Annotated in this window: 23 protein-coding genes; 14 read left to right on the top strand and 9 right to left on the bottom strand. The window is 46.4% G+C overall.

The genetic code is table 11. From position 1 onward, the window contains the following. Positions 1-47: 47 nt before the first annotated feature. Both N2K84_RS07580 and N2K84_RS07575 read right to left on the bottom strand, forming a co-directional pair. Entirely contained in the window at positions 48-947 is a 900-nt protein-coding gene (locus tag N2K84_RS07580; RefSeq protein ID WP_282591188.1) for a type IX secretion system membrane protein PorP/SprF, read from the bottom strand. Positions 948-1,069: 122 nt separating this feature from the next. Next, positions 1,070-2,383: a DNA recombination protein RmuC gene (locus N2K84_RS07575; protein ID WP_282591187.1), complete on the bottom strand. Its 1,314-nt coding sequence runs from the start codon at positions 2,381-2,383 to the stop codon at positions 1,070-1,072. Here N2K84_RS07575 and ung point away from each other — a divergent pair. From ung to N2K84_RS07555, 4 genes are all read left to right on the top strand, one after another. Further along, on the top strand, positions 2,382-3,155 hold the full coding sequence (gene ung / locus N2K84_RS07570; protein WP_282591186.1) for a uracil-DNA glycosylase: 774 nt from the start codon (positions 2,382-2,384) through the stop codon (positions 3,153-3,155). The two genes, N2K84_RS07575 and ung, sit on opposite strands and share 2 nt — an antisense overlap. Positions 3,156-3,205: 50 nt before the next feature. After that, positions 3,206-4,093 (top strand): LysR family transcriptional regulator, encoded by an 888-nt coding sequence (locus N2K84_RS07565; RefSeq protein WP_282591185.1) that lies wholly within the window; start codon positions 3,206-3,208, stop codon positions 4,091-4,093. Between the two features lie 82 nt (positions 4,094-4,175). Next, complete coding sequence (locus N2K84_RS07560; protein ID WP_282591184.1) at positions 4,176-5,114, top strand: YeiH family protein; 939 nt, start codon at positions 4,176-4,178, stop codon at positions 5,112-5,114. A gap of 242 nt (positions 5,115-5,356) precedes the next feature. After that, positions 5,357-6,619, top strand: coding sequence for a DEAD/DEAH box helicase (locus N2K84_RS07555; protein WP_282591183.1), 1,263 nt, complete (start codon positions 5,357-5,359; stop codon positions 6,617-6,619). 103 nt (positions 6,620-6,722) lie between these two features. Here N2K84_RS07555 and N2K84_RS07550 read toward each other — a convergent pair whose 3' ends face one another. The 3 genes from N2K84_RS07550 to N2K84_RS07540 form a co-directional block, all read right to left on the bottom strand. Then, positions 6,723-7,805 carry a 3-oxoacyl-ACP synthase III family protein gene (locus N2K84_RS07550; RefSeq protein ID WP_282591182.1) on the bottom strand — a complete coding sequence of 361 codons (1,083 nt, stop codon included), beginning with the start codon at positions 7,803-7,805 and terminating at the stop codon, positions 6,723-6,725. A gap of 30 nt (positions 7,806-7,835) precedes the next feature. Continuing rightward, positions 7,836-8,588, bottom strand: a complete 753-nt coding sequence (locus N2K84_RS07545) for a UDP-2,3-diacylglucosamine diphosphatase (protein ID WP_282591181.1) — start codon at positions 8,586-8,588, stop codon at positions 7,836-7,838. A 101-nt stretch (positions 8,589-8,689) separates the two neighbouring features. Beyond that, positions 8,690-9,838, bottom strand: coding sequence for a TlpA disulfide reductase family protein (locus N2K84_RS07540; protein WP_282591180.1), 1,149 nt, complete (start codon positions 9,836-9,838; stop codon positions 8,690-8,692). A 164-nt stretch (positions 9,839-10,002) separates the two neighbouring features. On the opposite strand from N2K84_RS07540, the gene N2K84_RS07535 reads away from it, so the two are divergent. The 5 genes from N2K84_RS07535 (at position 10,003) to N2K84_RS07515 (ending at position 14,183) form a co-directional block, all read left to right on the top strand. After that, positions 10,003-10,938: a bifunctional riboflavin kinase/FAD synthetase gene (locus N2K84_RS07535; protein WP_282591179.1), complete on the top strand. Its 936-nt coding sequence runs from the start codon at positions 10,003-10,005 to the stop codon at positions 10,936-10,938. 148 nt (positions 10,939-11,086) lie between these two features. Beyond that, entirely contained in the window at positions 11,087-12,496 is a 1,410-nt protein-coding gene (gene ahcY / locus N2K84_RS07530; protein WP_282591178.1) for an adenosylhomocysteinase, read from the top strand. Positions 12,497-12,666: 170 nt separating this feature from the next. Continuing rightward, entirely contained in the window at positions 12,667-13,491 is an 825-nt protein-coding gene (locus N2K84_RS07525; RefSeq protein WP_282591177.1) for a DUF2975 domain-containing protein, read from the top strand. 3 nt (positions 13,492-13,494) lie between these two features. Continuing rightward, positions 13,495-13,719 (top strand): helix-turn-helix domain-containing protein, encoded by a 225-nt coding sequence (locus tag N2K84_RS07520; RefSeq protein WP_282591176.1) that lies wholly within the window; start codon positions 13,495-13,497, stop codon positions 13,717-13,719. 32 nt (positions 13,720-13,751) lie between these two features. Continuing rightward, complete coding sequence (locus N2K84_RS07515; RefSeq protein ID WP_282591175.1) at positions 13,752-14,183, top strand: hypothetical protein; 432 nt, start codon at positions 13,752-13,754, stop codon at positions 14,181-14,183. Here N2K84_RS07515 and N2K84_RS07510 read toward each other — a convergent pair. Then, positions 14,180-14,611: a Rieske (2Fe-2S) protein gene (locus N2K84_RS07510; RefSeq protein ID WP_282591174.1), complete on the bottom strand. Its 432-nt coding sequence runs from the start codon at positions 14,609-14,611 to the stop codon at positions 14,180-14,182. The genes N2K84_RS07515 and N2K84_RS07510 overlap by 4 nt on opposite strands. A 70-nt stretch (positions 14,612-14,681) precedes the next feature. On the opposite strand from N2K84_RS07510, the gene N2K84_RS07505 reads away from it, so the two are divergent. The 3 genes from N2K84_RS07505 (at position 14,682) to N2K84_RS07495 (ending at position 16,132) form a co-directional block, all read left to right on the top strand. Continuing rightward, complete coding sequence (locus tag N2K84_RS07505) at positions 14,682-15,095, top strand: hypothetical protein (RefSeq protein WP_282591173.1); 414 nt, start codon at positions 14,682-14,684, stop codon at positions 15,093-15,095. 160 nt (positions 15,096-15,255) lie between these two features. Next, on the top strand, positions 15,256-15,729 hold the full coding sequence (greA, locus tag N2K84_RS07500; protein WP_282591172.1) for a transcription elongation factor GreA: 474 nt from the start codon (positions 15,256-15,258) through the stop codon (positions 15,727-15,729). Between the two features lie 4 nt (positions 15,730-15,733). Next, the gene (locus tag N2K84_RS07495; RefSeq protein ID WP_282591171.1) at positions 15,734-16,132 is read left to right on the top strand and encodes an HIT family protein; all 399 of its coding nucleotides are present in this window, start codon (positions 15,734-15,736) and stop codon (positions 16,130-16,132) included. 107 nt (positions 16,133-16,239) lie between these two features. Here the strand turns inward: N2K84_RS07495 and ruvC are convergent, their stop codons facing one another. The 3 genes from ruvC to N2K84_RS07480 form a co-directional block, all read right to left on the bottom strand. Then, on the bottom strand, positions 16,240-16,794 hold the full coding sequence (gene ruvC, locus N2K84_RS07490; protein ID WP_282591170.1) for a crossover junction endodeoxyribonuclease RuvC: 555 nt from the start codon (positions 16,792-16,794) through the stop codon (positions 16,240-16,242). 63 nt (positions 16,795-16,857) lie between these two features. Continuing rightward, on the bottom strand, positions 16,858-17,766 hold the full coding sequence (locus tag N2K84_RS07485) for a DMT family transporter (protein WP_282591169.1): 909 nt from the start codon (positions 17,764-17,766) through the stop codon (positions 16,858-16,860). Beyond that, entirely contained in the window at positions 17,767-19,650 is a 1,884-nt protein-coding gene (locus N2K84_RS07480) for a tetratricopeptide repeat protein (RefSeq protein WP_282591168.1), read from the bottom strand. It abuts the gene before it with no gap. A gap of 138 nt (positions 19,651-19,788) precedes the next feature. On the opposite strand from N2K84_RS07480, the gene lipA reads away from it, so the two are divergent. After that, positions 19,789-20,652 carry a lipoyl synthase gene (lipA, locus tag N2K84_RS07475; protein WP_282591167.1) on the top strand — a complete coding sequence of 288 codons (864 nt, stop codon included), beginning with the start codon at positions 19,789-19,791 and terminating at the stop codon, positions 20,650-20,652. Positions 20,653-20,721: 69 nt separating this feature from the next. Then, on the top strand, positions 20,722-21,573 hold the full coding sequence (locus tag N2K84_RS07470; protein WP_282591166.1) for a 4-hydroxy-3-methylbut-2-enyl diphosphate reductase: 852 nt from the start codon (positions 20,722-20,724) through the stop codon (positions 21,571-21,573). The last annotated feature ends 36 nt before the right edge of the window (positions 21,574-21,609 follow it).

The raw sequence follows: 21,609 nt of genomic DNA, 5'->3' as shown, positions 1-21,609 counted from the left end.
AGGATGATCTGGTCAAGAACTTTTTTCAGCCTCTTTTTGATTCAAGGCTACTTCAAACGGAAAGCCAATATAAGTTCATGGTAATTCAAGTAATCACCGTCAAATAATTTGGGGAAATTGTAGCTGTATCCAAGCCGGTACTTGCCTTTGATATCGCAACCGGCTATAATAGAGTGAAGATCATCAAAATCCAAACTGCTGTAGCCAGCCCAAATGCGATCCCTGTATTTAAAGAAAACACCGGCATAGGTATCGGTATTTCCTTCCGTAAAATCCAGAACTAAGTTCGGTTCAACTCTCAGTTTCCCGTTCACATGTATCCGGTAGGCGCCCAAAAGCGTAAAAACACCACCCGGGCCTTCCAGCGAATAATAATTTGAATCATCATTGATTTCATCTTTCACTTCGTCCCAGCGCGAATAGCTCATTCCCAAATCCAATCGGTCCGATCGGAAATACCAACCCAAACTGCTTTTCAGGTGGACCCAAACCTGATCATCCAATCCGGAGAAGTAAGGATCGAACAGATCAAGCCCATATTGACTCAACTTATTCTTGTAATCCATAATACCGACAGCAGCCCCGAAACTCATCTGTCCCTTTTCGAAAAAAGAAAACGTGTAGGCATAATTCATCTGAAACTGGCAAACACGTAATAAATCATACTCTTCCCTGTCGAAATTAAAACCAAGCGTTCCGATTTTTGGACTAATCTGATAATCAATGCCGCCACTATATCCAGAGATGGCATGATCAAAATTTGAAAAGAAATAGCCGCCATACACCCAATCGGTCGGTGAACCAATGGCAGCCGGGTTTTTTGTGGGCAATCCCATCCAGTAAGCATCATCCTGTGCATGAACAGGAGCAGAAAAAACCATAAAAATTATAGCAGACACCAGGACACAAAATGCCTTGGCAAAAAGCATAAAAGAGATTCTTCTCATAAAAACAAAAGTTAGATTGATTTATTGAACAAATGTAAAATACACATTTATTGATAAATCAACTAGCTTTTGAAACAATTTTTAGAACATAAATTAGAAAAAGACAAGCATACAAGATCGTTCTACTCTTCCAGATATTTCTGCGGAAGTTCCTTGCTGGCTTTGGCGCCAAGTTCGCGAAGTTTTTCGGCCGATCGTATCAGATTGCCGCGCCCGTCGTAGAGCTTGTTCATGGCCAGGTCGTAGTTTTTACGGGTTTGCTCCAGGTTGTTGCCAATTTTTTCGAGATCGGCAATGAAAGCCACAAACTTATCGTACAGCGCCCCGCCCTGCCGGGCAATTTCGAGCGCGTTGCGGGTTTGGTTTTCTTGTTGCCAGATTGACGCGATTGTACGCAAAGTTGCCAGTAAAGTAGATGGGCTGACGATGACGACCTTGTTGTCCCAGGCATAAGAGAACAAATCATGGTCGGCCTCGATAGCCACGCTGAACGACGACTCAATGGGCACGAAAAGCAGCACAAAGTCGGGGCTGTTCAGGCCGGGGGCATTTTGGTAATGCTTATCACTGAGCAACTTGACGTGGCTTTTGATGCTCAGCAAATGCTCTTTGATGAAACGGCTTCGGTCGGGTTCGTCGGCAGCATTCACGAAACGTTCGTACGCCACCAGCGACACCTTCGAGTCCACAATGATATGTTTCTGATCGGGAAGATGGATAACCACGTCGGGCTGCACCCGCTGGCCGCTTTCGCCAACTGTGCTGAACTGCTTTTCGTACTCGCGCCCTTCGGTGAGGCCCGAACGCTCCAGAATGCGCTCCAAAATAACCTCGCCCCAGTTACCCTGTTTTTTCACATCGCCCTTCAGCGCTTTGGTCAGGTTGTTGGCCTCATCGCTGATTTTCAGGTTCAGGTCGTGCAGCTTTTTCAGTTCGGCTTTCAGGTCGGTTTGGTCCTTCAGCCCTTTTTCGTAAGTATCCTCCACCTTCTTCTCAAAAAGCTGGATTTTCTCGCGCAGCGGGTTCAGAATTTCGCTGATATTCTTCTGGTTCACCTGGGTAAATTCCAGCGAATTCTGCTTCAATATTTTGTGGGCAATATTTTCAAATTCAGTGGTAAATTTCTTCTGCAACTCCTCCATCTCCTGCTTTTGCGTGACCAGCTTTTCGCGCAGGTTGGCAAACTCGACTTCGGCCTTGGCCAGGCGCTGCGATTTTTGGTCGTTATCAGCTTCGGCCTGCACAAGTCGGGCAGCCAGGTTTTCTTTGTCATCCTGCAAATAGACCAGCCGTTCTTCCAGCTGAATTTTGCTCTTTTCATACTCGGCACGCATGGCCAGCAAGGTGTTTTCCGATGTTTTCGACTTCAGTTTAAACCATAAAAAGGCCAACAGAAAACCAACAGCCAGACCGGCAAGCAGATAGATTATGTCCATGTTTTTGAAGATTTGCCAGCTAAAGTACGAAGAAGAACGGGAAGAGAAAAGAAATTTGAAAGCTGAAACAGAAACCTTATTTTCGCTTACCAAACAAACAATCCACCGCATGGACGTAAAAATTGAAAGCAGCTGGAAAAACCTGCTGGCCGACGAATTTGAAAAGCCCTATTTCGAAAGTCTGGGCCGCTTTGTGCACGACGAATACCGTACGCAGAAAATCTACCCGCCAGCCAAACTCATCTTTAACGCGTTCGACCAGTGTCCGTTCGATCAGCTGAAAGTGGTCATCCTGGGGCAAGACCCATACCACGGCCCCGGACAGGCACACGGACTATGCTTTTCGGTAAACGATGGTATCGATTTTCCGCCCAGCCTGCGCAACATTTTCAAAGAACTGCAAAGCGACGTGGGCAAACCCATCCCGTCCAGTGGAAACCTTACGGGTTGGGCCAGGCAAGGCGTGTTGCTGCTCAATGCAACACTGACGGTACGCGCCGGACAAGCCGGCTCGCACCAGAAAAAGGGCTGGGAAGAGTTTACCGATGCAGTCATTCATAAAATCAATGCGGAGAAACAACACGTCGTATTCATTCTGTGGGGAAACTATGCCATCCGCAAAGGCGAGTTCATCGACAAAAGCAAACATCTGGTACTGAACTCGGTACACCCCTCCCCCCTCTCGGCCAACCGTGGTTTCTTCGGCAACAAGCATTTTAGCCAGACCAACGATTTTCTTGTCAGGAACGGCTTGGAACCAATTAGTTGGTGAGTTGTTCCCATTAAAAAAGATCGACTGAACTGTAACATAATTGACCAAACATGGATTACCGCGACGAAGTGTTTTTATCGGTGGCCGAAAACCTGAGCTTTTCGAAAGCGGCTGAAGCCTTGTTTATCAGTCAGCCTGCCGTAACCCGGCACATCCGGGAATTGGAAAATAAACTCAACACGGCCCTGTTTGACCGGAAAGGCAACAAAATATACCTGACCAAAGCCGGAAAACTCTGTTACCGTCAGCTGAAGCAAATTAAAGAACAATACAGAGAACTGGAATTTGAGTTGGGCCGTCTGAACGACACCTATAAAGGTTCGCTGCGGATTGGGGCCAGCAGCACCATCGCACAATACCTCATTCCCGGTGTGCTGGCAGCATTTCACCAGCGCTACCCGCAAATCAAGCTTGATTTACGGAACGGCAACTCGCTGGAAATGGAACAGAAACTGCTGAACAGCGAGATTGACCTGGCGTTGGTTGAAAACGATTCGTCGCAGTCCAACATCAGGTATGTTGATTTTTTGGATGATGAAATTGTGGCCGTTACTTCAGCCGATGGTGTTTATGCAAAACTCAAGAACCTGACAGTGTCCGACTTGCAGCAAATCCCGCTAGTTTTACGAGAACCGGGGTCGGGAACACTGGAAGTAATCCAACACGAACTAACTAAGCAACAAGTAAATACGGAGAAGCTCAACATCGTCCTTCACCTGGGCAGCACCGAAGCCATTAAAAATTTCCTGCCCAATTTTGACGGTATTGCCCTGGTTTCGGGTAAAGCCATCAAAAAAGAGCTTCAACTAAAAACTATCCGGAAAATCGCAGTGAAAGATTTTCAAATCAACCGTAAATTCAGGCTCGCCCAACGCCAGGGCCCAACCATGAACATCCCCGAATTATTCCGGAATTTCTTGCTTCAATATAACTTTTAGTTATCTTGAATGATATTTTTATATTTGCTTAAATTATACGCCGGTGCTACTTTTGTTTCCACATCACCAAGGAAACAAACCCATGAATTTGAACCCAAAAACCACCCGGATCATTTACAGCATCACCATCGTGCTGTGTTTTATGCCCTTTGTATCGCCAGCCATGGCGCTGATTGCCGGACTGGCGTTATCTTTTGCGGGACTGAAAAATACCGGTTTCTCCAAATTCACCCCGCTGGTATTACAGGCAGCCATCGTACTGATGGGGTTTGGGATGAACCTTTCGCAGGCTATCCAGGCCTCGAAAAGTGGCTTTTTCCTGACAGCTTCTTCTGTCACATTCACCCTAACAATGGGGTTACTGATTGGAAAGCTTCTCGGCGTGGAGAAAAAGATCAGCTGGCTAATTGCATCCGGAACGGCCATTTGCGGCGGAAGCGCCATCGCTGCCATCGCTCCGGTGATCCGGGCAAAAGACTACCAAATCTCCTTTTCGCTGATTGTTGTTTTCATATTGAACGCCGTAGCCTTGCTGATTTTCCCGTTCATCGGCCATCACTTTAACCTGGGGCAGGAAGTTTTCGGAATGTGGTCCGCCATTGCCATTCATGATACCAGCTCGGTGGTGGGCGCCGGCGCAACTTACGGCCCCCAAGCACTTGAAATTGCCACCACTGTAAAACTCACCCGTGCCTTGTGGATCATTCCGCTTTCGCTACTGATCGCCACGGTGAACAAAGACGACCAGAAAGGAAAGGTGAAAATTCCATGGTTTATTGCCCTGTTTGTGCTGGCATTGGCGGCAGCCCATTTTTTACCGCACTGGGAGCCGACTTTTGATCACCTAAACTGGTTAGGAAAACGCGGAATGGTAATCGCCCTGCTGCTGATTGGCACCAACATGTCGCTGAAGGAAATGAAGCAAGCAGGCCTTAAAAGTTTACTGCTCGGAATTGTGCTGTGGCTTCTGACAGGAACCTTGTCATTATCGTTGCTGATGAATCAGGTTTTTGGAATCTAAGGCAGCCAGTTATTGAAAAATCGACACCGAATGTGTTCTTATCAATCTTTTAACATATCATTCAAACGAAAGTGAACCATGCGAAAACCAGATCCAATCAACTGACTAGCAACGCATACACGAAATCCAGCAATAGTGCCAAACAAAGTAAACATCCCAAATGAACAGTTAAACACGCCTTAATTTCAGAAAAACAAGAATATCCAAACAATTCGACTACCTTTGCCCCTTTAATTTTATACATGACTTTTAAAGAATTAGGAATCACCGATTCCATACTGAAAGCCCTCGCAGACGAAGGCTACACCACTCCAACTCCAATCCAGGAACAATCAATCCCCATTTTGCTTGACGGAAAAGACCTGCTCGGTTCGGCTCAAACAGGCACGGGAAAAACGGCCGCTTTTGCCATTCCCATCCTGCAACGTCTTTATCTTGACCGCCCACAGCACCGGGGAATCCGAAAAATCAGAGCACTGGTAGTTACACCCACCAGGGAACTGGCCATACAAATTGCCGAAAGCTTTTCGACTTACGGAAAATATACCGGGCTGACCAATACGGTCATCTTTGGCGGAGTAAAGCAAGAGGCGCAAACACAGGCCCTACGCCGCGGGGTGGACGTTTTGATTGCCACACCGGGACGCTTGTTGGACTTGATAGAACAAGGTTACATCACCTTGAAAGACATTGAATATTTTGTATTGGACGAAGCCGACCGGATGCTCGACATGGGATTTATTCATGATATCCGAAAACTGATCGCGAAATTGCCCCATGAGCGGCAATCGCTTTTCTTTTCGGCCACCATGGCTCCAACCATTGTTGAGTTGTCGCAGAAAATTTTGGGCAACCCCGAAAAAGTAGTTGTTAAGCCGGAGCAAACCACCGCCGAAAAAGTGGATCAATCCATCTTTTTCGTGAGCAGGAAATGGAAGTCCAAACTCTTGGTCCATCTGCTTCAAACCGAAAGGTTCGACTCGGCGCTGATTTTTTCACGGACCAAGCACGGTGCCGACAAAATTGTGAAGTCGCTTGAGAAAGCAGGGATCGAATCCGCAGCCATTCATGGCAATAAATCACAGGGAGCACGGCAGCGCGCACTGGGCAACTTTAAAAGCGGCCAAACAAACGTACTGGTGGCCACCGACATTGCTGCCCGCGGAATTGATGTGGAACAGTTGTCGTTGGTAATCAACTACGACCTGCCCAATATCCCCGAAACCTACGTCCACCGCATTGGCCGGACCGGACGGGCCAATGCCAGCGGCACAGCCCTTTCGTTTTGCGAAGTAGAGGAAAGAGCCTATCTGCGTGATATTCAACGACTGATTGATCAGCAGATCCCGGTGATAACTGATCACCCGTTTCCGGACGACGAAGAAGAGGAATTGACCAAAAGCCCTTCGAAGCAACAAAGACCGCCGCGCAGGAATAGTTTCGCCAATTCAGCGCAGGGAGGAAACCGCAACAATCGTAAGCCACAATTCCGAAGCCGGAATTAACCCCGTTAGTTCAACCAGAATAGCTTTATTGAAATTAGCTGAAACAAAAAGAGCTGTCGCAATTTAATTCGCGACAGCTCTTTTTTATTTTGTGCAGATTAACTTACCACTTGTAAACAATGGAATTGATATTCATACCGGCGCCCACCGAACATAGAATGACGTAATCGCCCGGATTAATCTGGTGCCCTTCCATATCCCCACGCACCACCAAGTCTAGCAGCGTTGGTACAGTCGCGGTTGATGAGTTGCCCAGCTTACGGATGCTCATGGGCATCAAGTCGTGAGGCACTTTCTTTTCGCCATACAACTTGAACACGCCTTTCAGGATGGCATCATCCATTTTCTCGTTGGCCTGGTGAATCAGGACTTTTTTGATGTCGTGCAGTTGCAATCCCGCCATCTCAATACTGTCCTTCACCACGCCTGGCACATGGGTAATGGCATACACATACAATTTATGCCCAGCCATTTTGATATAGAGATTCTTTTCATCAACCTCTTTATTAAAGGACTTGCCAAAATACAACAGGTTGGCATACGGATCGGAATCGGAACGGCTGGCATGACTGAGAATACCGGTTGGCTCGTCACTCTCCACAGCTTCCACAATGGTGGCCCCGGCCCCATCGGCATAAATCATGGTATCGCGGTCGTGCGGATCAGAAATGCGCGAAAGCACATCAGCGCCAATCACCAGACCACGCTTGTACATCCCACTTCGTATGTAAGCATCGGCTACAATCATGCCCTGTGTCCATCCGGGGCAGCCGGAAATCAGGTCATGCGCAACGCAGGCTGGATTGGTAATTTTCAGCTTTGCTTTCACTTTATTTGCCAACGAAGGAAGGGTATCGACGCTGGTATTTCCATGAGCAACGTCCCCAAAATTGTGGGACAACACGATAAAATCAAGCGTATTGACATCGACACCAGCAGCTTCGCAGGCATTCTCCGAAGCAATGGCCGCCATATCAGAAGTCACCATTTGATCCGTGATCCATCGCCTTTCACTGATATTGGTTATTTCATGGAACTTCGTGATAATCTCCTCGTTTGTTTTATCGAATGGTTTGTGCGTGGAGGGATCATAAAAGACATAATCCTTAAAATGATCGTTCTGGATTCTCCTCTCAGGAATATAACTTCCGGTACCGATAATTCTTGTATAGACCTTTTTTGTCATAGCATTCAATTCTTCAGACCTGGCAGCCTGTTATCGTTTGTACGTTTTTAATTCAAATTTTTCGCCGTCGAACACGCCGTATGAGAAATGGTTGATCCAATCACCAAGATTGATATAACGCGAATTTTTCCCAATCGGCAAATTTAGCAACAAATGCCGGTGCCCAAAAATAAAATAATCAACTTCCTCCTGTTCGAGCACGGAATTCGCAAAAACAAAAAGTCCTTCTTTTTCATCGCCCTTAAACGGTTCGCCCATCCCTTTCGTCAGCCGGCTCTTTTTCGACCAGGCATGGGCCAGAGCAATTCCCATATTGGGGTGGACGTGTGAAAAAGACCATTGAAAAAAGCGGTTGGTAAAAACTTTTTTCAGCAAATGATATCCGGTGTCGAATGGGTCTAATCCATCGCCATGTGCCAGGAAAAATTTCTTCCCGCCAAACGATGCGCGCATTTCATGGTAATGCACATGAACACCGAGTTCGGTTGGCAGGTAATCAAACACCCAGATATCGTGGTTTCCGGTGAAGAAGTGAACCGGAATTCCGGAATCGGTTATTTCGGCTATTTTACCTAAAGTACGGGTAAACCCGCGAGGCACAACTTTCTTGTATTCGAACCAATAATCAAAGATGTCACCCATCAAAAAAAGCATGGCTGCATCTTCCTTTATTTCGTCGAGCCAACGCACGAACAGCTTTTCGCGTTCCGGATTGTTGGTTAAAGCCGGTGCCCCAAGGTGGACATCGGAAACGAAGTATATATTCTGCCTCTTATTCTTCAAAATTGGATTTCTGATACTGCAATAGTGCTGGCAAAGATATCATTAAAATATTTTTTCCGGTCAACTTTTGTTGCATACACAACTGTAAAGGAAAATGATGATTACCGGAGCACTTCACCCAGCAACCGGTCCAGTCCCGGGCCTTTCAGGTCTTTACCAACAATAGCACCCTCCTTATCGAGCAGATAATTGGATGGTACCGCCTGGATGTTGTACGCGCGAACAGCCGAAACGCTGCCTTTCATATCGCCCACATTGATCCAATTCAAGCCATCTTCATCAATGGCGTCGAGCCATTCATACCGGTTCTCGTCGATGCTTACCTGATATATTTCAAAGCCTTTCGCCCGGTACTTTTTATACAGTTCAACCAATACCGGGTTCATAATCCTCGAACCGCGATCGGCGGCCGACCAAAACTGAAGCAGCACATATTTCCCTTGAAGCGATGACAAGGCCACTTCCTTTCCATCGGCATTGGGTAGCAAAATATCAGGACTGTTCTGTCCTGCCTCCTGAATGAATTGCTGCATCCGGGCATTTCGCTCGTCTTGCATCAGCTTCATCGTATTGGCATACAGCGCTTTTACATGTTCCGATTCGGGATAAAAAGAATTTAAAGCCGAAGCAGCAACTTTAAGCGACTGTAAATCCTGAATGACGTAAGTGTCATCGTCAAATTTTTGGTACAAGGCCAACACATTGGCCATCGAAAACGGGTGCGTTGCCACAAATTTCTGGGAGTACTGGATTTGAGCCTCCCGGATCCGGTTATACTCTTCATCCCATTTTTGTTTTCTGTCGGCATAGTTCATTTCGTTGCGAAAAGAAACCATCAGCGAGCGGATCGAATCCAATTCGTGTTTGGTGCGGCTAAGTTGTCGGTTCAGTTCCTGCACCATGGCAGATCCCTCCGACCCGGTGACCCGGTAATCGCGCGAAAAGTTGGCTGCATCGCCGTAAACTTCCACTTGTTCAGCTGAATCGACAAGCAGCGTAACAAAATTTTTCTCGTTCAGTTTTAACAGAAAAAACGTGGGGTAACTCACATTTCCCTTGAATCTGAACCCGCCATCTTTCCCGACTAAAACAGAATCGATGTTCACGGTTGAGCTCACTTTCAACTCATCCAAATAAACATACCTGTTTTCGGCATTACTTATCCGTCCCTGAATTGAATATTGCGACGGATCGCTGCATGACACGGCCACAGCCGCCACTACCAACAGAAAAACAATTTTTCTTACCATCCGAAATTTTATTTTTAAAAATCGAGGGGTAAAAATAATAATTTAGACTGCATTCGGGCGAGATCGTCCAAACTTTTGGGAAATGAATTTGATTTCGTGCTTATGGTTCACTGGTTAAGCCCCAAAAAATCGTATTTTTGGCACTTCTTTAAAATTCAGGCAACATGAAAGTTTACCACGACCTCCAGGATTTCCAGGTAAAAACCCCGGTGCTCACCATCGGGTCATTTGACGGGGTGCATCGTGGTCATGTCAAAATCATCGATCGCCTGAAAGAAATTGCCCAACAAAATCAAGGTGAATCGGTCATTTTCACCTTCTACCCACACCCCAGGCTGGTTCTTTTCCCCAAAGAGCATAATCTGAGGCTTCTCACTACCCTACAGGAAAAAATCAGGCTTTTTGAACGGGCCGGAATCGAACACCTGATTGTTTACCCTTTTTCAAAAGCATTTTCGGAGTTAAGTTACACCGAATTTGTTCGTCAGATTTTGGTCGAAAAGCTCAACATCAAAAGCCTTGTTGTGGGGTACGACCACAAATTCGGAAAAAACAGAGAAGGCGGCTACGAAATGCTACAGGAACTTTCCGAAATTTACAATTTCAACTTGGAAAAGCTGGATGTTCTGCTTATGGACGACATCAACATCAGCTCTACAAAAATCAGGTATGCCTTGGAGCAAGGCGATGTTTTGCGGGCCAATAAGTTTCTGGGCCACCCTTTTACCCTGCACGGCACCGTGGTAGAAGGACAAAAGCTTGGGCGAAAAATTCAATTCCCCACAGCCAATATCGAAGCTTCAGACCCAAACAAAATCATTCCCGGATACGGCGTTTATGCGGTGTTTGTACATCTTCACAACCAAAAATTTATGGGCATGCTCAATATTGGCACCCGACCAACCGTCAACAAAAATGCCGACCACCGCAGCATCGAAGTACACATCCTGCAATACGATGGCAATCTGTATGGACACGAAATCGAGCTTGAATTCATCCGTAAAGTACGCGAAGAACAAAAATTCAGTTCCATTGATGAGCTAAAAATGCAGCTGGAACTTGACAAAACAAATGTGATGCGACTCCTGGAACATGAATAGCAGAATTCCTGAAAAATTAATTGGCATATAATACTATTTCACCGGCAAACAATACTGATGGATAAAACGTTCTCAAAGCCAATCCCGCTATTTGTATTGGATTAATTATCTTTGTACCACGAAAAAAGTTGAAACTAGCATGATAACAATGACAGAAAAAAAGATTGACTACAAAGTAGCCGATATTTCGCTGGCCGATTTTGGCCGGAAAGAAATTGACATTGCCGAGAAAGAAATGCCCGGCTTGATGGCCATCCGAAAAAAATACGCCGCCGCACAACCCCTGCGTGGCGCACGGATCATGGGCTCGCTCCACATGACCATCCAGACTGCCGTTTTGATAGAAACCCTGGCCGAGTTGGGCGCCGAGGTTCGCTGGGCCAGCTGCAATATATTCAGCACACAAGACCATGCCGCCGCTGCTATAGCAGCCGCCGGAATCCCCGTTTTTGCCTGGAAAGGCGAAACATTGGAAGAATATTGGTGGTGCACCGAACGTGCACTGGATTTTGGCAACGGACTGGGACCAAACCTGATTGTTGACGATGGTGGCGATGCCACTATGATGGTACACCGCGGATTTGCTGCCGAAAAAGATGCAACCATTCTGGATGCCCCTGCCGACGGAGAAGATGAAGTTCAACTCAATAAAATACTGAAGCGGATACTGGCCGAAACTCCAACCCGCTGGAGCCAGGCAGTGCCCGAACTAAAAGGCGTAAGCGAAGAAACCACTACCGGCGTTCACCGCCTTTACCAAATGATGGATGACGGCAAGCTGCTTTTCCCGGCCATCAATGTAAACGACTCGGTTACCAAATCGAAATTCGATAACCTGTATGGTTGCCGCGAATCGTTGGCCGACGGAATCAAACGCGCCACCGATGTCATGATTGCCGGGAAAGTGGTTGTAGTAGCCGGATACGGCGATGTGGGCAAAGGTTGCGCCCGTTCCATGCGCGGGTACGGTGCCCGGGTAATCGTTACCGAAATCGATCCGATCTGCGCCCTGCAGGCTGCCATGGAAGGTTTTGAGGTGAAAACGATGGAAGATGCCCTGTCAGAAGGCAATATTTATGTCACCACAACCGGCAACAAGGATATTATTACCGCCGAACACATGGCAGCAATGAAAGATCAGTCCATTGTGTGCAACATCGGCCACTTCGACAACGAAATACAGGTAGCCAAACTTGAACGCTGGCCCGGCATCCGGAAACTTAATATTAAACCACAGGTTGACAAATACATTTACGAAGACGGACACGCCATTTACCTGCTGGCCGAAGGACGGTTGGTAAACCTGGGTTGTGCCACCGGCCACCCGTCGTTTGTGATGAGCAACTCGTTTACTAACCAAACCCTCGCTCAGATCGAGCTTTGGAAAAACGATTTTGCCATCGATGTTTACCGCCTGCCGAAGCAACTCGACGAGGAAGTGGCCCGCCTGCACCTCGAACAGCTGGGCGTAAAGCTCACCAAACTAAGCAAGGAACAGGCCGACTACATCGGAGTTCCGCAGGAAGGCCCCTACAAACCCGAGCACTACCGTTATTAAGCATACCGAAAAGCAGCCCCCCGGCTGCTTTTTTTGTACCCCCCATTTTGTTTTGAAAAATATCACGTTTCGAAAAAACATTGGACTATTTTATCATTATTCGTCCATTATTTATTGTTATTCGATAATCATTTAAGTATTTTTATCCTATAAAACTAAATAGTCAACGAATGAATAACTCAATCAATCTGGTTAAGGTTCTTAAAGTATTATTTCGGGCAGCCTTTTTACTTTCAATTGTTGTTGGGGGAGTAGTATTGCTAATGGATATTTTTTCCACCGACAGAAACATCGGGAGTTTTTATAGCAATGCGCATCACTCAGCAGGATATCCCATGCCCGTCATCGTTAAAGTCGATTTTCCGGATTCAATTATCTCATATAAATACCCAGGAGGTGGAGGTTCTATAACCTACGGAAAAGGACGGGAGATTGATGTTTATATGAAGGAATTATCGGATAGCCTTTCAATGCTACCAAATGTAGAAAAAGACGTTATAACGAATGAAGCCCGGTTTTATCCGGAGGAGGCAAGAGCACTGCAATTAGGCTATTCAAGCCTAACTACTGATGGCTATCTCTATTTCAGATCCCAGAATCTGTTTATTACTTTTTTGATGGTGCTCCATACTTACTTGTCGCTTATCCTGTTTGCGGTCTGCTTTTTCCAACTATGGAAGATTTTTGCATCGTTGGAGCGAAGTTTCTCGTTTCACGTTGTAATCATAAAACGGTTGAATTGGCTGGGCGCACTGTTGGTTCTTAGTGAATTGGTAAAGGTCGCTATGCACATGATCTTCCGAAGTTATTGGGGGCTGGCACGCATTACCACTTTAAACAATGGCCGGTTTGTCAGCTCAGGGGTCGATCTTTCGTTTAATCCAAATCTCGATGTAAATTGGCTGCTAATATTGCTTGGATTATCCGTTTTTGTTTTAAGTGCTCTGCTCAAAATAGGTTATAACCTGGAACAAGAAAACCAATTAACGATTTAGCTTATGCCAATATTGGTAAATCTTGACGTCATGTTGGCCAAAAGAAAAATGAAAAGTAACGAATTGGCTGAACAAATAGGCATAACAACCGCAAACCTTTCCATCTTGAAAACAGGAAAGGCAAAGGCTATCCGTTTTTCAACCTTAGATGCAATTTGTAAAGTTCTGAATTGCCAACCAGGTGATATTTTGGAGTTTGTTGAAGATAACAATGACGTACCTGAGTAGAATTTAGGCCATTTCTTTTGTATCTTCATGGCATGGATAAGCAGTACGAAAAGCAAATTCTTCTTCAGTTTGCCGATCTTTACGGAGAATTTCCAAAGGGCAAGCTGGTTGCCGGCGAATCGCCCGACTTTCTGTTGAAAATTAAACCGCGGAAAGCAATTGGCATTGAACTGACAGAACTGAAAGGGCAAGATTTCCTGAACCACACCGGCAGCCTGATCGAACCGCAAAATGCGCTCATCCATATCGAGCACACCATCCGGGCCAAGGAGGAGAAACTTTATCTCTACCGGAAAAAGAAACTCTATCAGTTGTGGCTGCTCATTCACCTCAACTCACTCAGCCCGGGAATAAATTTCAGACTCAGCAACAAGTTGAACAAGCTGAATTTCAATTCCGGGTTCGACCGTATTTTCCTGATTGAACTGGCACGCGAGCGCCTTTACGAACTGCTCTCCGACTAATTGGTAATATAAAGCCGGTTGGCGGAATAACTAACCTGGTATTGTTTCAACGACTGGGTGCCCGGGCCGGTACCGGAAAGCGTATAGCCGCCATCCCACAAATTATATTGTGTCCCGCAACACGGACAAGTACCAATTCCACCATCTACCGTGATCCGGCAAGCCGGATCAACCTCGTACGGACAAGCCGCATCGAAGGCATAATAACTGATGCCATTATACAGCACAACAATCCCCCCGTAACCACCGCTAAAAAAAACAGCATTCCCCGGCACGGTCAAATCATTGTAATTAACCAGATTCACCTGAAAATTCACATACACATACGGAATGGATGAATTATATTCATCTTTACAGGAATAGCCCAACGACAGGACAAACAGCAAGATGAAACTAAAACGGAGGGATAATTGTTTTAAGCCATTCATTTTTTATACCTTTATCAGACAAAACCCAAATCAACAACAAATAGTATATCCGGATACAAAAATAACCAAAATGGAAGATTATATCTTTATATTACTGGCCATTGTGCTGTCGATCATCGGAGCTTACAACCAAAGCAAGAAAAAGAAAGCAGCCGAACAGATGATGGACGAAGAAGACACCATTGCCCCACGGCCATCGGTATTTGAACAGCTTTTCGACGACGACTTCTTCACTGACGAGAAACCCATCGTCAAACCGGTTGTTAAGCCGTTTAGTAAGCCAGAGCCACCAAAACCCATGGGGTACCAGCCGCTGATACGCGAAGAAATCAGGAAAAAGCCGGTGAAACCTGTTAAGAAAACACCTGCTCAGGTGATCGAAACCACACTGGCTGGAAGCCAAGCCAAAAACAACCCGATCCGAAAGGATTTTTCGCTGAAAAAAGCGGTGATCTACTCCGAAATCCTCCAGCGAAAATACTAGAACATTTTCATAGACAACCGCTTAAATCCTTTTTAAAAACATAGGATTCGCAAAAATCAAATATTTTATATAGCTTTGTGAAGCTAAAGAGTTCCGCTCGCCGGAATTCTTTTTTGTTTATATGTAGCCATACACAATCACAATAAAAAGTTTAAATGATATGGGAAAAGTGACCTATATTACCCAGGAAGGTTTGAATAAACTGAAAGAAGAACTGGAATACATGATGAACGTGGAACGTCCCGCAATTTCGAAGCAAATTGGGGAAGCCATTGAAAAAGGCGATATCTCGGAAAACGCCGAATACGATGCGGCCAAAGATGCCCAAGGCATGTTGGAAGCCAAAATTGCCGTGCTCCGTGGAAAAATTGCCAATGCCCGGATCATTGATGAGTCGAAGATCGACACCAACAGTGTCCAGATCATGAACAAAGTGACCATCAAAAACAGAAAGAACAATGCAACCATGCAATATACCATTGTTTCGGAGCATGAGGCCGATTTAAAGTCGGGAAAAATCTCTATTGAAACCCCCATTGCCAAAGGTTTGATTGGCAAGAAAGTGGGCGATGTGGTGGACATCAAAGTCCCGTCGGGAATCATTCCTTTTGAAATTATTGACATTTCGCTGTAAGGATATGGCAAGCATTTTCACAAAAATCGTCAACGGAGAAATTTCCGCCTACAAAGTAGCCGAGGATGAAAATTACCTGGCCTTCCTGGATATCTTCCCGGTAGCCAAAGGGCACACGCTGGTCATCCCCAAAAAAGAAGTGGATTACCTGTTCGACCTGGATGACGAAACTTACCTGGGACTGCAACAATTTGCAAAGAAAGTGGCCGCAGGAATCAAAAAAGCCATCCCCTGCCAAAAAGTTGGCGTCATGGTGTTGGGTTTGGAAGTACCTCATGCTCACATTCATTTGGTGCCCATGCAAACCGAAGCCGATTTGTTGAATTTTTCCGACAAGAAAAAATTTTCGCCTGAAGAGTTTGCCGAAATAACCAAGAAAATTGCTCAGCAAATTGAGTTGTAAGCATTCAACTCAACCCAAAGAATTTCAAAAACCATCGGCCCCGCGCCGGTGGTTTTTCATTTTCCACCAATTCACAATTACCGATTAACCAAAGCCCTAAAAGAAAATCATTTCACCCGTCCGGGATTTTTTTTAACAAAGTCGCCCCAATTTTTAAATTCACCCTTACCCACCGGATTTTTCAGTTGCAGGTAATGGCAAACGGCAACAGCAACAGCGTCGGTAGCATCCAGCTCAGGCGGCAAGTTGTCAACCTTCAGCATATTTTTCAGGAAATAAGCCACCTGCTCCTTGGCGGCTCGCCCCATTCCGGTAATAGCCTGCTTCACTTTCAACGGGGCGTATTCAAATACAGGAATGTCGCGACTCAAAGCCAGCCCCATCACAATGCCCTGTGCCCGTCCCAACTTCAGCATAGCTTGGATATCTTTCCCGTAGAAGGGTGATTCGATGGCCAGTTCATCAGGCAAATACTCTTCGATCAGTGCTTGGGTACGGTTGAAAATGTGTTTCAACCGTAGATAATGGTTGTTGAAACCAGCTGTTTTCACGACACCAACCTGCAGGATAACCGGTTTGTTGTTCACAATCTCAATCAATCCGTAGCCCATTACCACCGTTCCGGGGTCAATTCCTAAAATGCGTTTCCCTTCCAATGCCATGTTTGTCTTTAAAATTAGCCGACCGAAATCAATACAAAAATGCCCCGAAAAAAACGCTCTCATTCATGAAAGAGAACTCAATTTTCCCGGTTTCCGGTTCAGTTGCTGAATAAATATGCCTAAAAGTATAAAACTTAATCCAATAAAGGTGGTCGCGTAAATGGTTTCATTCAGAATGAAATAGATGAATACCAACGACAAAAAAGGTGTCAGGAAAATGAAATTTCCGGTAACGGCGTTGTTTTCGCTTTTGTGCAGCGCATAAATCCAAACAATATAGGTGATGCCCAACTCGAACATGCCCACATAAACGGCCGCTCCAAAATACCGGTCAAATTGAAAATCGAACACCGCCTCACTACAAAACAAGCTGTAAATCAACAAATAGAACAATCCAAAGGCGAAATTCCAGAACAGCACAAACAGCTTGTCGCGCTTATCTTTGGTGCTGAGGATCCAGTAAAGCGACCAAATGATGCTGCTGGAAAGAGCAAGAACGGCGCCGGTGGTATTGGTCTTTTCAAAACCATCCAGGCTGCCCTGGGCCGAAATAAAAACCACACCCGCAAAGCTGAGTAAAATAGCCCACAGGTTACGCCAACTAACTTTTTGTCCCAGCAGCGGCACCGACAACAACGCCAGGGTAATGGGCCAAACCATGTTCAGCGCCTGCGTAACCTGCGCAGGGTTTAAGGAGTAGGCTTCGAACAAAATCAGATAATACAAAAACGGATTCAGAAAACCCTGCATGGCCGATTGGACGAACTGGTTTACCTGCATCGAAAACAGCGGACGGAGCTTCCCCCGGACTACCAAAACCAAAAAGAAGAAGACCTGCGATACCAAAGCTGAAATAAAAATCAGTTGAAAAGGGCTTAATCCCCGCAAGGCAATCTTAAAGCTCGCAGCCACTGACGACCACAACAACACAGCAAGCAAGGCCAGCATGATGGCCGTTTTCTGATTCTTCATCTAGTTGACATCTCTTCCGTTAAAAAATTCAGTCTCATTATCTCCAGAAAAATCGCCGCGAAGTTCACGGTACTTTTTTCGGGCCTCACTCACATAAATACTTCCGGGATACTGCGATAGGATATTTTTGTACAGTTCACGCGCTTTATCTGGCTGCCCCAAGTGTTGATGATAGATTCCGGCCAGTTGGTACATGGCATCGTCGCCCAACAAGTCGAAAGGAAAATTGGAAACAATCTTTTCGAGATATTCCGCCGCCTGTTCATAATCGCCTTTGGCAGCCAGCAAATTGGCTTTCCTGAAATAAATATCATCGATCAGCGAATGGTAAGGGAAATCGGTTTCGATGGAGTCGAGCACGGCCCAGGCTTTCTCCTTTTGGTTGCGAAAGCTGAACAAATCGGCCCGTGCAAACCGGGATACCGGAACCATCGTGGTGTCCAGGTTGATATTATTGCCGATAAAAAGGGAAAGCTCAAGCGCGTCGTTGGCTACCAATTTCGACGTGCTTGCTTTGATGACATCCAATTGTGCCTTTGCCCATTTCAAGTCGCCCATATAATAGGCCAACTTTGCTTTTTTCAGTTTGGCCTCGTCACCCAGCTCATTGGTTTTATTGTTTTCGATGACCTGTGAATACAACAAAACAGCTTCCCACATATCGCCCAAAAACACCTGAATGTCGGCCAGTTCCGCTTTCAGTTCATCCTGCTGAACGCGAGACAGACCGGGAAGTTCAATCCTTTTTTGCAGTAAGGAAACGGCCTGTTCCGGTTTCGCGGAATAAAAAGCCAGCAAATGCCCGTAATTCCGTATCAACTGATAAGTTGCAGCCGAATATTCCAGCAAGTTCAGTGTTTGTTCGAACTGGGTTTCCACACTTTCGGGTGATTGATCGGCTGACTGGTTCATAATAAATTGGTGATATAACAGGTTCATCCGCTCCAGCCAGGCATTTTTATACGAGGCGGCTTTCCCACCTTTCGCAATCAAATAGTCATACGCTTGCAGCGCCTGGCTAAAAGCGCCATTCCGACCTGCAATCCGGGCAAGCTCCAGCAACTGGCGCTCCTCCTGCCCGGTCCGGCGGTCGAGTGCAAGCTGCTGCCGCAGCGCATTCGAAAAATCCTGTTCCTGCAAAAACAACCAAATAAGCACCCGGTTATAAACCAGCACATCGGGTTCCTTTTGCATGCGCTTTAGCAACTGGGTTCGGAGCAGCCCTTGCAGTGATTGGTCCACATCCATGCGAAAGGCAGATTGGAGTGCACTCTCCACGCGCACCAAGGCCGTTTCATCCCTGCGGATCATCTGCAAATATTCATCAAACATTTTCAAGTAATCGCGTTGGTATAGATATATCCGTCCCAATTCATAATGGAAGTTTTCGCCGGGCAGTTTCCGACTGCCATCGCGGTAAAGCTTCTCGGCAAACGTATATTCACCCCGGCCAATCATGCTGTTGCCCAGGCGCAGGTAATCGGTTTTATCAGGCATGACGGACTGAATGGCACGATCAAGCATGGCATCGCCCTCCTCCACCTTATTCTGCCTTTTCAATAGGAATGCCCATTGCACATACAACGAAGCCTCCTGATCCCTTTGGCGCAACTCACCTTTGATTTCTTTTTCAGCCATTTCAAAATCACCGTTCTCAATCAGGCAGGTAAGGTAAATCTCAAAATAATACTGACTCCCGGTGGTTTCATAAAGTTCGCGGTAAAGCACCGCCGCCTTGTCGTAGGTTTTACTTTGATAGTAACGGTTGGCCAATTGCAACTTGTCCGTGTCAGGCAGGAGCTGCTGGGCCGGCGCCACCAAGGCGAACAGCAACATGAGCAGGAGCCCCAAACAAAAAAGCCATTGTTTCCTTTTCGTGATCATTACCTGCAAAAATAGCAATCCATTCAGCTAAATGATTAAAACGCCGGGGAATATTCATCAATCAAACGCGCTTGCACAAGCCATCAAATTTTCATTTCAAATAATTCGGTTAATTTTGGTGCAAAATTTCTGATTAGCATGAGCGACGAATTGCAGCCGCGGCCACGCCTGCCGCGATGGATGAAAATGCAGCTTCCAAAAGGTGAAAGTTACTCGAAGGTGAAAAACCTGGTCAGCAAGCATGGCCTGCACACGATTTGCACGAGCGGTAACTGCCCAAACATTGGCGAATGCTGGAACCGGGGAACGGCCACCTTCATGATATTGGGCGAAATTTGCACCCGCAACTGTAAGTTTTGCGGGGTGAAAACCGGCAGGCCACTTCCTCCCGATCCGCTGGAACCTGCGCGTGTGGCCGAGTCCATCCGGATTATGCAGGTGAAACATGCCGTCATCACCTCGGTTGACCGCGACGATTTGCCCGATTTGGGGGCCGCCATTTGGGCCGAAACCATCCGCCAGGTAAAACAACTGAATCCCGACACCCGGCTGGAAGTGCTAATACCGGATTTCCAGGGCCGCAAAGAACTGATTGTACAGGTAGCAGCCGCAAAACCAAACGTTATTTCGCACAACCTGGAAACGGTGGAGCGGCTCACGCCACAAATCCGCAGTGCCGCCAAATACCGCCGCAGCCTGGACGTAATTTCAGCTATTGCAGAAACGGGGCTGGTTGCCAAATCGGGCATCATGCTTGGACTGGGAGAAACCGAAGCCGAAGTATTGCAAACCATGGACGACCTGCTGGCTGCCGGGTGCAAGGTAATGACTATCGGCCAATACCTGGCGCCAACCGTATCACACATTCCGGTGTATGAATACGTAACGCCGGAGCAATTTGAAAAATGCCGAAAAATTGGTCTCGAAAAAGGCTTTTCTTTTGTGGAAAGCAGTCCACTGGTACGCTCGTCGTACCGTGCAGAGCAGCATGTGGAGGCGTAATCTGAGCAGACAAACAACGGGTGGGAAAAAGTAACCGGCAAAACAACCCGGGACTTAAAACAGGAAGACATGAAAGTAGAAATAGATCAAAAATCAGGATTTTGTTTTGGGGTGGTGAATGCCGTCAGCAAGGCGGAAGAAGCACTGCAGTCCAACGATAAACTATACTGTTTGGGCGATATTGTCCACAACGGGATGGAAGTATCGCGGCTCGAAACCCTCGGCCTGATTACCATCGACCACAAAAAATATTTCACCCTGAAAGACTGCAAAGTACTCTTGCGTACCCACGGCGAACCACCTTCAACCTACGAATATGCCCGCGAAAACAACATTGAGCTGATTGACGCCACTTGTCCGGTGGTGCTGAAACTACAGCAACGGGTAAGAAGGGCCCATGAAGACATGCAGCAACAACAGGGGCAGGTGATCATCTTTGGGAAAAAAGGCCATGCCGAAGTGAAAGGGCTCCTTGGCCAAACCGGCAACCGGGCAATTTTGGTTGAGAACGAAGCCGACCTGGAGCAGATCGATCCACAAAAGCCGTTGGTCATGTTTTCACAAACCACCAAGCCGCTGGATGATTTTCACCGGTTGTCGGCGAAAATACAGGAACGGGCACAGGCGCCAACCGACATTAAGGATACGATTTGCCGCCAGGTAGCCAACCGGGTGCCCCGATTAAAAATCTTTGCTGCCGGACACGACGTGATGATTTTCGTGGGTGGAAGAAAAAGTTCCAATGCCAAACTTCTTTTCGCTGTTTGCCAACAGGCAAATCCCAACAGTTATTTTATTTCCGGCAAAGAAGAATTGGACACCAACTGGTTTACTGGCCATAACAGTGTCGGGATTAGCGGGGCAACCTCAACGCCACAATGGCTCATGGAAGAAATTGCCGAAATCATCCGGAAAATCTAATAACCAACGATTTATTATTTTTATAGCAGCATCTAC

The organism is Gaoshiqia sediminis, from assembly GCF_025907915.1.
In the GTDB taxonomy this organism is placed as follows: domain Bacteria; phylum Bacteroidota; class Bacteroidia; order Bacteroidales; family Prolixibacteraceae; genus Gaoshiqia; species Gaoshiqia sediminis.
Note: the sequence above shows the minus strand (reverse complement) of the source record. Positions and strands in the feature narration are given on the sequence as shown.